Annotated in this window: 14 protein-coding genes; 7 read left to right on the top strand and 7 right to left on the bottom strand. The window is 68.3% G+C overall.

The annotated features are described in order from the left end of the window. Nucleotides 1–159: 159 nt before the first annotated feature. Together AC2YG9_RS01705 and AC2YG9_RS01700 are read right to left on the bottom strand one after the other, a co-directional pair. On the bottom strand, nt 160–1,404 hold the full coding sequence (locus AC2YG9_RS01705; RefSeq protein ID WP_487296193.1) for a TetR/AcrR family transcriptional regulator: 1,245 nt from the start codon (nt 1,402–1,404) through the stop codon (nt 160–162). A gap of 85 nt (nt 1,405–1,489) precedes the next feature. Next, nucleotides 1,490–3,406, bottom strand: coding sequence for a PAS domain-containing hybrid sensor histidine kinase/response regulator (locus AC2YG9_RS01700; protein ID WP_487296192.1), 1,917 nt, complete (start codon nt 3,404–3,406; stop codon nt 1,490–1,492). 116 nt (nt 3,407–3,522) lie between these two features. Here AC2YG9_RS01700 and AC2YG9_RS01695 point away from each other — a divergent pair, with 116 nt between their 5' ends. Then, entirely contained in the window at nt 3,523–4,773 is a 1,251-nt protein-coding gene (locus AC2YG9_RS01695; protein WP_487296191.1) for a serine hydrolase domain-containing protein, read from the top strand. Here the strand turns inward: AC2YG9_RS01695 and AC2YG9_RS01690 are convergent. Both AC2YG9_RS01690 and AC2YG9_RS01685 read right to left on the bottom strand, forming a co-directional pair. Beyond that, the gene (locus tag AC2YG9_RS01690) at nt 4,770–6,257 is read right to left on the bottom strand and encodes an MFS transporter (protein WP_487296190.1); all 1,488 of its coding nucleotides are present in this window, start codon (nt 6,255–6,257) and stop codon (nt 4,770–4,772) included. The genes AC2YG9_RS01695 and AC2YG9_RS01690 overlap by 4 nt on opposite strands. Before the next feature lie 92 nt (nt 6,258–6,349). After that, nucleotides 6,350–7,288, bottom strand: a complete 939-nt coding sequence (locus AC2YG9_RS01685) for a LysR family transcriptional regulator (RefSeq protein WP_487296189.1) — start codon at nt 7,286–7,288, stop codon at nt 6,350–6,352. A gap of 166 nt (nt 7,289–7,454) precedes the next feature. On the opposite strand from AC2YG9_RS01685, the gene AC2YG9_RS01680 reads away from it, so the two are divergent. After that, on the top strand, nt 7,455–8,078 hold the full coding sequence (locus AC2YG9_RS01680) for an FMN-dependent NADH-azoreductase (RefSeq protein ID WP_487296188.1): 624 nt from the start codon (nt 7,455–7,457) through the stop codon (nt 8,076–8,078). A gap of 41 nt (nt 8,079–8,119) precedes the next feature. After that, on the top strand, nt 8,120–8,695 hold the full coding sequence (locus AC2YG9_RS01675) for a DUF4126 domain-containing protein (RefSeq protein WP_487296187.1): 576 nt from the start codon (nt 8,120–8,122) through the stop codon (nt 8,693–8,695). Nucleotides 8,696–8,754: 59 nt separating this feature from the next. Here AC2YG9_RS01675 and AC2YG9_RS01670 read toward each other — a convergent pair whose 3' ends face one another. Beyond that, complete coding sequence (locus tag AC2YG9_RS01670) at nt 8,755–9,159, bottom strand: RcnB family protein (RefSeq protein ID WP_487296186.1); 405 nt, start codon at nt 9,157–9,159, stop codon at nt 8,755–8,757. A gap of 261 nt (nt 9,160–9,420) precedes the next feature. Here AC2YG9_RS01670 and AC2YG9_RS01665 point away from each other — a divergent pair, with 261 nt between their 5' ends. Next, nucleotides 9,421–10,086, top strand: a complete 666-nt coding sequence (locus AC2YG9_RS01665; protein ID WP_487296185.1) for a division plane positioning ATPase MipZ — start codon at nt 9,421–9,423, stop codon at nt 10,084–10,086. A 555-nt stretch (nt 10,087–10,641) separates the two neighbouring features. Continuing rightward, the gene (gene tuf / locus AC2YG9_RS01660) at nt 10,642–11,829 is read left to right on the top strand and encodes an elongation factor Tu (protein WP_487296184.1); all 1,188 of its coding nucleotides are present in this window, start codon (nt 10,642–10,644) and stop codon (nt 11,827–11,829) included. Nucleotides 11,830–11,880: 51 nt separating this feature from the next. On the opposite strand, the gene AC2YG9_RS01655 is transcribed toward tuf, so the two are convergent. After that, the gene (locus AC2YG9_RS01655; RefSeq protein ID WP_487296183.1) at nt 11,881–12,543 is read right to left on the bottom strand and encodes a hypothetical protein; all 663 of its coding nucleotides are present in this window, start codon (nt 12,541–12,543) and stop codon (nt 11,881–11,883) included. A gap of 32 nt (nt 12,544–12,575) precedes the next feature. After that, on the bottom strand, nt 12,576–12,779 hold the full coding sequence (locus AC2YG9_RS01650) for a hypothetical protein (protein ID WP_487296182.1): 204 nt from the start codon (nt 12,777–12,779) through the stop codon (nt 12,576–12,578). Nucleotides 12,780–13,133: 354 nt separating this feature from the next. On the opposite strand from AC2YG9_RS01650, the gene AC2YG9_RS01645 reads away from it, so the two are divergent. Both AC2YG9_RS01645 and AC2YG9_RS01640 read left to right on the top strand, forming a co-directional pair. Further along, nucleotides 13,134–13,607, top strand: coding sequence for a hypothetical protein (locus AC2YG9_RS01645; RefSeq protein ID WP_487296181.1), 474 nt, complete (start codon nt 13,134–13,136; stop codon nt 13,605–13,607). 97 nt (nt 13,608–13,704) lie between these two features. After that, complete coding sequence (locus tag AC2YG9_RS01640; RefSeq protein WP_487296180.1) at nt 13,705–14,040, top strand: hypothetical protein; 336 nt, start codon at nt 13,705–13,707, stop codon at nt 14,038–14,040. Nucleotides 14,041–14,094: the final 54 nt, after the last annotated feature.

The following is a 14,094-nucleotide window of genomic DNA, read 5'->3' as shown; positions in this document are numbered from 1 at the left end:
CTTTTTCGTTTGGGGACCGGTTGCGTGCGAAGCGCGCTACCTGTCCCCGATTTGCGGAGGAGGCTCGTACTGGCGTGATCCAGACGTCTTGAGCGCGGATGTGTCGACAGCCGGCGCTGATCGGGGACAGGTAGCGTGCTCACGCACGCAACCGGTCCCCTAACGCGTGAACAACCCCAGCATCAGCGGGCGCACGAACAGGCCGGCGGCCTCGTCCTTCTCCAGCCCCGTCACCCAGGCCCCCATCGAGGCGGCGGCGTTGAGCAGGGCGTTGAGCATGTGTGCGGCGACCAGCGGATCGACCGGCCGGATCGAGCCCTCGGCGATGCCGTCCGAGATCATGCCGGCGAAGCGGTCGGAGATGCGGGCGTAGCGGTCGGAGATGTCCTGGCGGATCTCGATCGGCAGGGCGGTCATCGACGAGCCGCGCAGCAGCGGCCCCTCGTCCGACAGCTGGAACTCGGTCAGGGCCGAGGCCGCCGCCGCCAGCCGCGTCCACTGGTCGGCCTTGAGGTCGCGAGCGGCCAACTGGGCGGCGCGCAGGACGGTGAAGGTGCGGTCGAAACAGGCCAGCACCAGCTCATCCTTGTCCTCGTTGTGATGGTAGAAGCTGCCCTTGGTGACGTTCAGCGCCGCCGAGATGTCCTCCACCGAGGCGCCGCGATAGCCGCGCTGGTTGATCAGCCGGGTGGCGGCGGTCAGGAAGGTGGTGCGCGAGACCTCGCCGCCCGGCTCGGCCGGCGGCTCCTCGGTCAGCCGGGGCAGGGCGGGCGGCGCCCAGCTGCGGCTCTTGCTGGCCAGGCCGCCGGTCAGGATGTCGCTCATCCGCTCGCGCAGGCGCGGATAGTCCTCGACGTCGTAGCGGCGCAGCCAGGAGAAGGTCCAGAAGGCCTGCTCGAGCAGCAGATGGGTCCGGGCATTGGCCTCGGCGCGGCTGAGGCCCGCGAACTCGGGGGCGTCGAAGAAGCCCCGCACCCGGCGGAACATGTCGGTGAAGGCGCCGGTGACCTCGGCGTGGTGCGGCTCCTTCAGCGAGCGCATCTCGCTGAAGCTGACCATCGGCGGCGCTTCCTTGAGGCGGATGCGGCGCGACAGGTCGAAGAACAGCTCCAGGAACCGGTCCAGCCGTCCCCGGGCGTCCGGCGCCTCTGCCGAGCGGGAAACCAGGTCTTCGAAAGCCTCGATGCCGCGCAGGAAACAGGCGGCCGCCAGGTCCTCCTTGCGGCGGAAATAATAGGTCACCGAAGTGGTAATCAGCCCGACCTCGGCCGCGACCCCGGCCAGGGTCATGCCCTTGACGCCCTGCCTGTTCAGGATGCCGGTTGCGGCCGCCAGGATGGCCTCGCGCCGCGCCGCATAGCGGGCGGTGGCGGCGGGCTGGTCCGGGGCGGCGGTCTCGGTCATGAAATCTGTATCAAGCGGCTCAAGATGGGCTCCCGCACCTTAGGACCGCCCCTGCGTCATCTGCTACCGTCTTTTCGAAAAACCTCTAGGCGCCGGATTGGACAGTATCCGGGGCGGCCTCGATCCAGTCCTCGGCCAACACCTCGGCGACGGTCCGCACCAGGGCGGCGGGCGACAGGGGTTTGGCCACCCCGCCATTCATGCCGGCGGCCATGTAACTCTCGACCTGATGGGCCAGGGCGTTGGCGGTCATGGCGATGATCGGTGTCTGTGCCTGGGGTCCGTCCAGGGCCCGGATGGCGGCGCTGGCCGCCAGCCCGTCCATGACCGGCATCTGGATGTCCATGAAGATCAGGTCGAAGGCCTGCAGCTTGACCGCCGCCACCCCCTGGGCGCCGTCGTCGGCGGTGGTCACTGAGGCCCCCAGATGCTCCAGCATGCGGGTGGCGATCAGCCGGTTGGTGGCGTTGTCCTCGACGACCAGGGCCCTCAACCCCCCGAGCAGGGCGTCGTCCTCGTCCGCGGGATTGGCGACCGGCGCCTCGCAGGCGGGGCCGGCGATCTCGACGCGGAAGGTCGAGCCTTCGCCAGGGGTGCTGTCCAGGCGGATGGCCCCGCCCATCTGTTCGGCCAGGCCCCGCGCGATGGCCAGGCCCAGGCCCGAGCCGCCGAACCGCCGGGTGGCTGAGCCGTCGGCCTGGCGGAAGCGCTCGAACAGGCGGTCCTGGGTCTCGGCGGCGATGCCGATGCCGGTGTCGGCGATCTCGAAGGTGAGCTTGCGGTCGGCGCCCGCCCCGGCGGCCGCCAAACGCACGGTGACGCCGCCGTGGGCGGTGAATTTTACGGCATTGCCGATCAGGTTGAACAGGATCTGGCGCAGCCGCACCGGATCGACCATGGCCCAGCCGCAGTCCTCGGCCTCGACCTTGAGATAGAGGTCCTTGTCGTGCGCCTGCGTGGCCAGCAAGGAGGCGACACTGTCGAGCAGATCGGCTGGCCGCACGGCCTCCGGGCAGAGGTCCAGCTTGCCGGCCTCGATGCGCGAGAAGTCGATGACGTCGTTGAGCAGCTCGGCCAGCATGGCCCCGCAGCCAAGCGCCTCGTCGAGCAGTCTCGCCCCATCGGCCGAGAGGTTCTCGTGCTTGAGCAGATGCAGCACGCCCAGCACCCCGTTCATCGGGGTGCGGATCTCATGGCTCATGTTGGCCAGGAACTGCGCCTGGACCTCGGCGGCGCCCAGGGCCGCGTCGCGGGCCTCGGCCAGTTCGGTGACGTCCTGGGTCAGGCCGACCACTTCCCAGTGGCCGCTCTCCTGCTGATAGCCGCCGCGCCAGGCGGCCCGCAGCCGCGCCCAGCCACCTTCGGCCCGGAAGTGGCGGTACTCCACCACCCGGGGCTCGCCGGTCATGATGGTGTGGATGAAGTTCTCGGTCACCCGCCCCTGGTCGTCGGGATGGATCTCGGCCGTCATCTCGTCGGCGGTCAGCTGACGCCGGCCCTGGGTCCCGCGGGTCCCCTCCTTGGCCATGTCGTCGTTGACCATGTAGCGATTGCTGCGGGGATCGAACCGCCAGGTGTAGATGCCGGCGTCCTCGCGCAGCATCTCGTTGGTGCTGACCGCCCGCGCCGCCTGCTCGGCCATGCGCCGGGTTTCGGTGATGTCCTGCAGCACGATCAGGGCCACCCCGTCCTCGCGCAGCTTGCTCTTGGCCCGCACCCACATGGCCTTGCCGGACTTGAGCATCATGCGGTGCTCGCAGAGGGCCTGTCCCCGCTCGACCAGCGAACGAACGGTCTCGGCGATCAGCTCATGCTCATCGGGATGGCAGAAGTCGGTGAAGTGCCGGCCTGTCACCTCGTCCTCGGACCAGCCGGTCAGCTTGGTCCAGGTCGGGTTCACGCGGTCGATGACCCCGTCGTCCAGGACGACGAAGATGTCATCGCTGCTGGCGAAGAACCACTCGGCGGCCTCCGCTTCGATCCGGCCGTCGTTGCGGCTCATGACGTTTCCGTCCCCTGTACGAGAGCGATGGTCGCGCAATCTCGTAAAGTTTGGGTTGCCCCATACCCGGCGTTCGATAAGGCTGATCGTCGCATCCGTCTGAGGGGACTTCACGCGTGACCAAACCCGAAAAGCTGGGCCTGTCGTCTGAACGCCTGGGCCGTATCGAGGCCTTCCTGAGCGAGCGCTACATCGACACCGGCAAGCTGCCTTGCGCTCAGGTGCAGGTCTGGCGGCGCGGCAAGCTGGCCTATGAGACGGTGCTGGGCCTCGCCGACCGGGAACGCGAGCGCAAGCTCAAGGGCGACGACCTCTTCCGCATCTATTCGATGACCAAGCCGGTCACCTCGGTGGCGCTGATGATGCTCGTCGAGGAGGGGCTGATCGCGCTGGATGACCCGGTCACCAGGTTCATCCCCGAGTGGAAGGACCTGGGCGTCTTCAATGGCGGCTATCTGGAGACCTTCCAGTCCAAACCTGTCGACCGGCCGATGCTGGTTCTCGACCTCTTGCGCCACACCTCGGGCCTGACCTACGGCTTCCAGCAGTTCGGCAACGTTGACGCCGCCTATCGCCAACAGAAGCTGGGCGAAAGCTTCCACGGACCCAGCCTGGCCGAGACCGTCACCGCCCTTGCCGGGGTGCCGCTGCAGTTCTCGCCGGGGGATGCCTGGAACTATTCGGTGTCGACCGACATCGTCGGCCGGCTGGTCGAGATCATCTCGGGCCAGACCCTGGATGTCTTCTTCGAGGAGCGCATCTTCAAGCCGCTGGGCATGACCGACACCGCCTTCAGCGTGCCCAAGGACAAGGCCGACCGCTTCACCGCCTGCTACGCCGTTGGCGCGCTTGGCTCCAAGCTGCCGATCGCCGCCAAGCCGCAGTTGCAGGACGACCCGAAGAAGAGCCCCTATCTGAAGCACCCCAGCTTCCTGTCGGGCGGCGGCGGCCTTGTCTCGACAGCAGGCGACTACATGAAGTTCGCCCGCATGCTGCTGAACGGCGGCGAGCTGGACGGCGTGCGGCTGCTGGGGCCCAAGACCATCCAGCTGATGAGCGCCAACCACCTTCCGGGCAACAAGGACCTCACACAGATGTCCAGGAGCCTGTTCAGTGAGGCGACCTACGCCGGCGTCGGTTTCGGGCTCGGCTTCGGGGTGACCATCGATCCGGCCGCCACCATGATCCCCGGTTCGAAGGGCGAGTTCTTCTGGGGCGGCGCGGCCAGCACCTTCTTCTGGGTCGACCCGGAGGAAGACCTGGCCGTGGTCTTCCTCACCCAGGTCCTGCCCAGCAGCGCCTATCCCGTGCGGCGGGAGCTGCGGACCCTGGTCTACAGCGCCATCACCGAGGGGGGCCGGGCCTAGGGCACGATATCCGCCGCCTCGGCCGCCTCATTCTTGGCGGCGATGATCCGCAGGTTCTCCGTGTGGGTCTCACGGCTGATATTGTAGAGCTGCATGATGGCCAGGGCCGTCCCATACAGGATGGCCAGGACGGGCATGTAGACCAGCGCCATGTTGGTGATAACCGCCGCATCCACCTCGCCGGGCTTGGCGTTGCGGGGGAAGTCGATCAGCACCAGCAGGAAGCTGGCGGCCATGACGCCGACGCCGCCGACCGCCTTCTGAACCAGGCTGGTGAAGGCGAAGAACAGGCCTTCCGACCGGCGGCCGGTCTTGACCTCCGAATGCTCGACCACATCGGCCAGCATCGAGGTGATCAGGATTGCGGCGGTGATGCCGAAGATGCCGCGGATGACGCCGTCGAGGAACAGCCAGGGGACGATTGACGGGATCTCCCCATACATGTCCGAGTTCTCGGGGAACCAGCCGAGCAACCGCAGCAGCAAGGGCGCAAAGCCGGTCAACACCGACAGGGCCAACAGAATGGCGCCGGCCTTCTTCTTGCCCGACCGCTTCGACAGCATCGGCGCAGCGATCAGGGCGACGGCCGAGGAGATGTAGCTGTCGAGGACCAGCACGCCGGTCCAGAAGGAGTTGAGCTCCCAGAAGTAGGTCGAGAAGTAGAAGGCCAGGGTGAAGCTGACCCCCTGGGCGATGGCGGCGACCAGGCCGACCAGGGTGATGACCACGAAGGGCCGGTTGGACAGGGTGTCCTTCATCTGGATCAGGGTCTGCTTGACGGTGCGGGCCGCCTGCACCGGCGCCCGTCGAAGCCAGGGTATGAACCGGTGGGTGCCCGCCGCCGAGACGATGATCGACAGGAACATCAGCACCGCCCCGACGTAGCCGTACATCTTGTAGGCTTCGGGATTGAGCTGGCCGTTCTTGATCTCCGGCGTCGGCTGCATGAAAACGAAGAACATCACGACGGTGAGCGTCAGGCCGCCCCACCAGGCGAAGAAGTAGCGCCAGCCGAGGATCGAGCTGCGCTCATCGTAATCCTCGCTCAGTTCCGCGGACAGGGACGAGGAGGGCACCTCGTACATGGTGATGAAGCTGCGGCCGAGGACGGCGACCGCCACCAGGTACCAGAACAGGGCGCCTTCGCCCCAGCCGGCGGGCGGGTTCCACAGCAGGAGGAAGGAGAGGGCGACCGGCAGGGCCGAGGCATACATGAAGGGATGCCTGCGCCCCCATCGAGACCGCCAGTTATCGGAGATTTCCCCGAGCACCGGATCGATCACGCAGTCGATGATCAGCGCCAGGGTGATGGCGAAGCCGACGGCGCGGGGATCCATCCCAACCACCTGGTTATAGAACAGCAGGAGGAAGACCCTGTAGCCGTTGTCCTTGATGCCGAAGGCGACGGAGCCCATGCCGTAAAGGATCTTGGTGCCCAGGCCCACGCGAGGGCGCGGGCCGAGCGGCTGCGCGGCTTCGGTCATCAACAATTCCACCCTGTGACGAACGGCTCTACGGCCGACTTCATTTTCGAATTTGGGGTATGTTGCGAGGGCAAGTCAATCAGTCGTTTGAATCATGAAGCCGGTTTCATCTCCGCCCGGTGCATGGCGCAGGCGTCCCAATAGGGTTCGCCGCCGAAGCGTTCGACCATGCGGTCGGTGAGGATGCGGACCTTGGCGGGGGCGGAGCCGGACGGCCGCACGATGTAGAGGCCGGCGTCGGCGCCGATGGGAAAGCCCGTGAGGATGGGCTCCAGTTCGCCGGTCTCGATGTAGGTCCCGGCCAGGAAGGTCGGCAGCATGGCGACGCCCAGGCCCGCCACCGCCGCCCGGGCCACGGCCTCGGCGTTGTCGGCCCGGAAGCGGGCCCCGGGCCGCACGGTGATCGTCCGCTTGCCGTCCTGGAAACGCCAGGCCTCGCCCTGGCGCATGCCGGTCTGGACCACCGCATCGTGGTCGGCGAGGTCGGCCGGCGTGGCGGGCCTTCCACATCGGTCCAGATAGGCCGGGCTGGCCAGAACGGCGGCGTGGATCGGCGCGATCCGGCGGGCGACCAGGGTCGAGTCGGCCAGCACCCCCAACCGCACCGCCACGTCGAACCGCTCGGCCACCAGGTCGACCAGGCCGTCGCTGTAGGCCGCCTCGATCTTCAACCGGGGATGCTCCAGGGCCAGTTCCTGCAGGACCGGCTGCACATGGCGCAGGCCGAAGGAGAGGGGGAGGGCGATCCGCAGCGTACCGCCCAAGGACTCGCCGCTCCGGGCTACGGCCTCACGGGCCTCCTCGAGGTCGGCCAGGATGCGTTCGGCGCGCAGCTTGAACTCCAGCCCCGCCTCGGTCGGGCTGATGCCCCGGGTGGTGCGCGACAACAGCCGCGCGCCGAGGTCCGCCTCAAGCGCCGAGACCCGCCGCGACAGGATCGACTTGGACACCCCCAGCCGGGCGGCGGCGCGGCTGAAGCCGCCGGTCTCCACCACCTCGACGAAGGCTCGGATGGACTCCAGATCGGACACTCGCCCGCTCCTCAGATGAAACAATCCCTGCCCATCAGATGGTCAGTGTTCCAGTTTCGTCAACACAGAACTGCAACCCGCACAGCTACCGATTGGGCCCTTCCAGGCGCATCTGTCCGTCACGGCCCCGAAGCCCCCAAGGCTGGGCCACATGGAGAAATTCAAGATGACCAAGGTCCTCGTCCTCAACAGCAGCCTCAGCGGCGACGCTTCCGCCAGCCGCGCCCTCGTCCAGACCGCCGTCGACGCGCTCAGCCGCCCCGGCGTGGCGATCATCGAGCGCGATCTGGGCGCCGATCCCATCCCCCACCTGACGCCCGAGACCGTCGGCGCCATCCGCGGGGCCGATCCGGTCACCCCGGCCCAGGTCGAGGCCCGCAACCTGCAGAAGGCGCTGATCGGTGAACTGAAGGACAGCGACGTCCTGGTCATCGGCGCTCCGATGTACAATTTCGCCATCCCGAGCGGCCTGAAGACCTGGTTCGACCACGTCCTGCGGGCGGGTGAGACCTTCAAGTACAGCGAAGCCGGCCCCGAAGGCCTGGTTACCGGCAAAAAGGCCATCGTCGTCCTCTCGCGGGGCGGTCTCTACAGCGAAGGCCCGGCCGCCGCGTTGGACAGTCAGGAGCCGCACCTGAAGACCCTGCTGGGCTTCATGGGCGTCACCGACGTGACCGTCGTCCGCGCCGAAAAGCTGGGCTTCGGCCCGGCCGCCGTCGAGGAAGCCATGGGCAATGCCCGCGAGCAGATCGGCGCCGTCATCGACACCGACTTCCGCCAGGCCGCGTAGAGGCTGAGACAACACCGTTAGGGGCTGGTAGGCTCCCAGGCATGGAAACCTGGATCCTGCCGGCCCTGCTCGGCGTCGGCCTTGCCGCCGCCACCGGATTTCGCACCTTCCTGCCGCTGTTGGGCCTCGGCCTGGCGGCCAAGTTCCAGCTGTTTGGCATGCAGCTGGCCGACGCCATGAGCTGGCTGGACTCGACCCCCGCGCTGATCGCGCTCGGCATCGCCACCGTCATCGAGCTGGCGGCCGACAAGATCCCGGCGGTCGATCACGCGCTCAGCGCGGTCGGCACCATCATCCGGCCGATCGCCGGGGCCGTGGCGGCCGGCGCCGCCTTTTCCCACTTCGATCCCATGGTCGCCGCCATCGCGGGCCTGATCATCGGGGCTCCCACGGCTCTGGCCTTCCACGCCGCCCAGGCCGGCACCCGGGTGGTCAGCACCGGCACGACGGCGGGCCTGGCCAATCCCTTCATCTCGGTGGGCGAGGACATAGCGGCGATCTTCACCACCCTGCTGGCCATGCTGGCCCCGGTGCTGATTCCCCTGGTGCTGGCGGTGATGCTGTTCGCGCTGTGGAGCCTGTGGCGCTTCGTGCGCCGACGTCCGGCCAGCGAGTAGGCGGCAAAGCGCCCCCGCAGCGCAGGCTGCGAGGGCGCTTGTTGGTCTGACGGGCTGGACTAGTTGAACAGGTCCAGCACCACGGCGGTGATCAGGCCGCTGGCCAGGGCGGTCAGCACCACGTCGTTGCCGACCCGGCGGTACTCATAGCCGCGCGGCGGGGCCTGCAGGCCGTAGGTCCGGTAGTTCACGTTGTAGGCGCGGTTGCGGTAGGCGGCCGGCAGGGTCTGGCCGCGGTGGAAGCGGCGCACCTGGTAACCGCGCGGCGGCTGGTAGCGGCCGGCCTTGTAGCGCTTGGCGGCGCGGCGTTCGTAGCGGTTGTCCTGACGGGCGTCGCGCAGGTCCTGGCGGGCTTCGCGGACGTCCTGACGGGCCTCACGCACATCGCGCGGGGCGGCCGAGGCGGTGGTGGCGCCGCCGGCCAGCAACGACAGGGCGACGGCGGAGATCAGCAGCTTCTTCATGGTCTTCTTTCCTTTGTTGTGGGGCGCTGGGGAGAGCGCCCCGGTCCTGATGACGGGGCCACTATCGCGGTCGCCGACTGAGCCTGACCTGAACGGCACGCGTCAGGTTAAGTTCATGATATTTCACACATTTCAGAACATTTCCGGGGCGCAACACCGCACCCTTCGGCGGGGCCTATGGCCGGGGCCCAAAGAGGTCTAGACTTCGCCTGAACGTTGAGTCCCCCAAGACGGGAGACAAGGCGCGGGAGGCCGGGGTCGTTGCGCAAACTGGTGCTGCTGTCGCGCAAGGGTGGAACCGGCAAGACCACGCTGTCGGTCAACCTCGCCGTGGCCGCCATCAGGGATGGCCTGAGCGTCAGCATCGCCGATCTCGACCTGCAGGGCTCGGCGACCGCCTGGGCGGCCGGCCGGCGGGATGAGGCGCCGGACGTGCGGCCGTCGAACGGCGGCACCCTGTTTCCGGTCGCCAACGCCGCCGAGCGGGCGGGCCGCGACCTGCTGATCATGGATACGCCGGCCGGCGGCGACGCCATCTCCAGCGCCGCCATCCGCCTGGCCGACCTGGCTATCCTGGTCTGCCGGCCGAGCTATTTCGACCTCGCCGCCCTGGCGCCGGCCGCCCAGGCCGTACGGGAGTCGGGATGCCCGGGCCTGGTCGTCCTCAACCAGGCGCCCAGCCGCCGCGCCGGGGTCGAGAGCCCGGTGATCGCCCGCGCCGTGGAGGCCGCCCGTCTGCTGGGCTTCCCGATCGCCCACGTCGGCCTGCGGGCCCGGGTCGCCTTCCAGGAAAGCCTGTGGCGCGGCCAGGGGGTGTTGGAGTTCGAACCGCGCGGCCCGGCGGCGGCCGAGATCGGCCGGCTGTGGAGCGAGGTGGCCGACACCCTTTGGCCCCACCGGGTGGAGCATCGCGGCGCAGCCGAGTAGGCCGCCCCTTGCGGAACTGATCGAGCGGTGTTACCTGCGCCGCCTTCTAACGGAGTGAAGCTGAAGATGTCGCGGTCCCTGGACCAGTTTTGTGCAGTCGAACCGACGGCGAAAGCCGACGGCGCCGCCTCGTACGCGCTCGACAACTGACGCCTCGCCAATAGTCGGCAAGGCGGAACGCCTTCCGACCCGTCGAAAGACCCCGGATGGCGCCCGCCTCCGGGGTTTTTTCTTGGGCTATCATGCCCCTCATCGACGGAGCAGACCCATGGGTCTCACCAAGTTCAATGCTGTCCTGCCATTCGCCAGCGAAACGCCGCGCGTCGATGGCGGCTGCGCGCTGCGCGCGTCGGAGGGCGTCTCGAGCTGAAGGGCTGCGGACATTGTCCGGAGCCCTTCAGGGGTTCCGGGTCTGGTCAGGCTCGCGGACTCCGGTCCGCGAGCCTTTTTCGTTTTGGGCGATCCGCCCATCCCCCATCCCGGGACGCCGGGATTTCCCAGTCCCCCGGCGTTGGCCGCGCCGGAGGACACCCAAACAGGCAGAAAGAAAGACCAATGCCTATCAAGACCCACCTCAACGTCGGCACCATCGGTCACGTCGACCATGGCAAGACCACCCTGACGGCCGCCCTCACCCAGGTGCAGGCGGTCCGCTTCGGCGGCCAGGCCCTGTCGTTCGATCAGATCGACAAGGCGCCCGAGGAAAAGGCCCGCGGCATCACCATCAACACCACCCATGTTGAGTATGAGTCCGAGGCCCGTCACTACGCCCACATCGACTGCCCCGGGCACGCCGACTATGTGAAGAACATGATCACCGGCGCCTCGCAGATGGACGGCGCCATCCTGCTCGTCGACGCCACCAAGGGCGCCGCCAAGCAGACCATCGAGCACGTGCTCCTGGCCCGCCAGGTGGGCGTCCGCCACATGGTCGTGTTCGTCAACAAGATGGACATGCTCGCCGAGGACGAGCGGGACGACATGAAGGCGATTATCCAGCTGGAGACCGGCGACCTGCTGGCCAGCCAGGGCTACGAGGACGCCGCCTTCGTGTTCGGCAGCGCGCTGAAGGCCCTGGACGCGGTCAAGCGGGGTGATCTCGATGACCCGGACGTGGCGGCCATCGGTGAGCTGGTGGCGGCGCTGGATGCGACCATCCCCGACCCGGTGCGCGACTTCGAGGGGCCGTTCCTGATGCCGATCGAAGGGGTGCACACCATCCCGGGGCGCGGCACGGTGGTGTCCGGCCGTGTCGAGCGCGGGGTGCTGAAGATCGGCGACGCCGTCGAGATCATCGGTCTCGACAACGACGGCGCCGAGGTCATCGTCACCGGCACGCAAGCCTTCCGGAAGAACATTCCGGAGGCCCGGGCCGGGATGAACGTCGGCCTGCTGCTGCGCGGCCTGAAGCGTGACGAGGTGACCCGTGGCCAGGTGCTTAGCGCGCCGGGCGCTGTCACGGCGCACACCAAGGGCCGGGCGCAGGTCTTCGTCCTGACGCCGGACGAGGGCGGGCGGCATACGCCGTTCGCGGCCGGCTACCGTCCGCAGCTGTTCTTCGGGGTCACGGACGTCACCGGCGTCCTCAACCCCGCGGACGGCGTCCAGGTGAACCCGGGCGACCGGGCCGACATCGGCTTCGAGCTGATGAAGCCGGTCGGCATCGAGCCGGGCGTGCGCTTCGCCATCCGTGAGGGTGGCCGCACGGTCGGGGCCGGCATCGTCACCGAGGTGACGGCCTAGGGCGTCACGGAAGCGGAATCCCCGGCTCTCACCCGAGAGCCGGGGATTTTGCTAGTTGGCCTTGACCAGGGCCTTGGTCGCCGCCTTGGCGATGCGCAGCTGGTTGCCGACCACGCCGGCGGTGTCGCCGGTGGCGTAGGTGTTCCAGCTCAGCATCTTGCCCTTCACCGAGGTGATGCCCATGCCGATGGCGACGCTCGAGGGCATGCCATTGCCCTGCACATTGGCGACGCCGGAGACATAGATGCCGTCATCGTCGGCGCCGGCCGGAGTCAGGCCGGTGGAAATCTTTGTGTCGGGCGGCACCAGCTCGTCGAGCATCTCCTTGGCCTCGGCGCTGTTGGCGCCGGCGTTGAGGGCCTTCTTGAAGGCGGCCGGATCCTTCCGGTACTCGGCGACGACGGCCGACCGCTCAAGGGTCTGACCCCGCATCGAGGCCGGCCGCTTCATGATCGCGTAGGTGATGGCGCTGGACTTGCCGGCCAGCAGGTCGCAGCTGAAGACGGTGATGATGGTGTCGTTGAATTTGTCGGCCGCGGCGGTCTGGGCGGCCGCGTCGGCATAGGGGCCGGGCGGGGTCTCGCACATGCCCTCGGGCAGCGGGATGCGGATATCCACGCCGTCGACCTTCACCGTGACGATCTTTTCCGCCGCCTGGGCGCTCGCGGTCAGGGCCACAGCCGCCGCCAGGCCCAGCATCACACGTCCGAACATACGCAGTCCCCCAAGGATACAGGCCTGAAAGCCTAGGGGACAGATCTGTCGGTGGCTAGACCCGCCGACCAGCTGCGCGCTTCGGTCTCGCGGTTGTCGGCGTCCAGCCGGCGGGCCGCGTCGTCGCACTCGTGGGCCAGCCGCTTGAGGTTGTCGCAGGCGTCGCGGTCGCTGATCCAGCGGGTGAGTGAGCGGCAGCGGGCGGCGTGCGCCCGGTAGTCGTCGGCAGTCGTCATGGGTCTCCCCACCCCTCAACTCGCCCCCGAACGGTCAGCGAACAGCGGTTTGGGTTAACGAGGTCTTAACCCGCACGTCAGGGCTGCGCCTTTCAGAAAAATCCCGACCGGCGGGCATAAATTCCCAAGTCATTCTCAAGACAGAGAAAATGACCTCTGGGACGGAGCCAAGACAGGGGTCCGGAGTTTGATCTGCGGCCCGGCCTGACCGCCCCAGATTCACCCTCCGGGGCGAGGGCCGGCCACCGGTCCCTGGCCTCAGGCCAGGGACCACCGCCATCTCTGCACCGCTTGTCCACTTGCCGCCGGGCGCCATCCCGGCGAGGCTTTCACGCGGGGGACCGGAGACCGAGGATGGACGCCAGCCGGCGGCGACTGTTGCAGGGTGTGGGCATCGCGGCGCTGGCCATCGGCGGGCTGACGGCGGGGGCCTGTATCCATCCCCCCGAGCCCGTGCATGAGATCATCGTCCGGCGCTCCCCCGAGCCGGCCCGGACCAGCGACCGCCTGTTTTCCGCCCCGGCGGTGGTCTACCGGCTGGGCGTCCACACCGCCGACCTGCCGCGCATCCGGGACAGCAAGGGCGAGGTGACTTTCCGCGTCTTCCGCTGCGCCGACCGCGAGCGCGAGGACGCGGTGCCGACCACCGTCGAGCCGGCCGCCCCGGGCGACCCGATCACCTGGGTCCGGATCGCCGTGCCGCGCCGCTATGTGCAGTCGGAGGCCCGCCACTGCGGCTATTTCTGGGGACGCCACGGCTTCATGGTGATGGGTGGCGACCAGCCGGCCAGCGCCGCCTTCCGCTTCGAGGGCCACACCGCCGAGTGACCGGTCGGGAAGGCGGGTTCCAACTGCAACCTTGTCCGTGGCGGGAACAAGCGGGATTCCCAGGACTTCTCCTCCCACATCCGGGAGCACCACCACCATGTTCAAGACCCTCTCCACCGTGGCCATCGCCGCGGCTCTTCTGACCGCCTGCGGCCCCAAGGCCGACGACACCGCCGGTCCCGCCGTCTCCACCTCGGAAGCGCCGCGCAACACCGCCGTCGACACCACCCCGACGACCGGCGATGCGGGCACGACCGCCGGCGCCAACTCCTTCACCGAGGCCCAGGCCAAGGGCGCCATCGAAAGCGCCGGCTACACCGACGTCAGCGACCTGAAACAGGGCGAGGACGGCGTCTGGATGGGCATGGCCAAGAAGGACGGCCAGGAGACCTCGGTCACCGTCGACTACAAGGGCAGCGTCCAGCCGATGTAGGCGCCCGCCTCTCTGCCCGGCCGCCGTGGCGCGGCCGGTTTTCCCCCAGCGTAC

Source organism: Caulobacter sp. SRI_014 (assembly GCF_057586315.1).
The sequence above is the reverse complement of the archived record's forward strand: the minus strand, read 5'-3'. Positions and strand labels throughout refer to the sequence as shown.

Excerpts from the sequence above, each read along its gene's own strand:
- AC2YG9_RS01705 (WP_487296193.1), bottom strand. The coding sequence starts at position 1,404 with ATGACCGAGACCGCCGCCCCGGACCAGCCCGCCGCCACCGCCCGCTAT.
- AC2YG9_RS01700 (WP_487296192.1), bottom strand. The coding sequence starts at position 3,406 with ATGAGCCGCAACGACGGCCGGATCGAAGCGGAGGCCGCCGAGTGGTTC.
- AC2YG9_RS01690 (WP_487296190.1), bottom strand. The coding sequence starts at position 6,257 with ATGACCGAAGCCGCGCAGCCGCTCGGCCCGCGCCCTCGCGTGGGCCTG.
- AC2YG9_RS01680 (WP_487296188.1), top strand. The coding sequence starts at position 7,455 with ATGACCAAGGTCCTCGTCCTCAACAGCAGCCTCAGCGGCGACGCTTCC.
- AC2YG9_RS01675 (WP_487296187.1), top strand. The coding sequence starts at position 8,120 with ATGGAAACCTGGATCCTGCCGGCCCTGCTCGGCGTCGGCCTTGCCGCC.
- AC2YG9_RS01670 (WP_487296186.1), bottom strand. The coding sequence starts at position 9,159 with ATGAAGAAGCTGCTGATCTCCGCCGTCGCCCTGTCGTTGCTGGCCGGC.
- tuf (WP_487296184.1), top strand. The coding sequence starts at position 10,642 with ATGCCTATCAAGACCCACCTCAACGTCGGCACCATCGGTCACGTCGAC.
- AC2YG9_RS01655 (WP_487296183.1), bottom strand. The coding sequence starts at position 12,543 with ATGTTCGGACGTGTGATGCTGGGCCTGGCGGCGGCTGTGGCCCTGACC.
- AC2YG9_RS01650 (WP_487296182.1), bottom strand. The coding sequence starts at position 12,779 with ATGACGACTGCCGACGACTACCGGGCGCACGCCGCCCGCTGCCGCTCA.
- AC2YG9_RS01645 (WP_487296181.1), top strand. The coding sequence starts at position 13,134 with ATGGACGCCAGCCGGCGGCGACTGTTGCAGGGTGTGGGCATCGCGGCG.
- AC2YG9_RS01640 (WP_487296180.1), top strand. The coding sequence starts at position 13,705 with ATGTTCAAGACCCTCTCCACCGTGGCCATCGCCGCGGCTCTTCTGACC.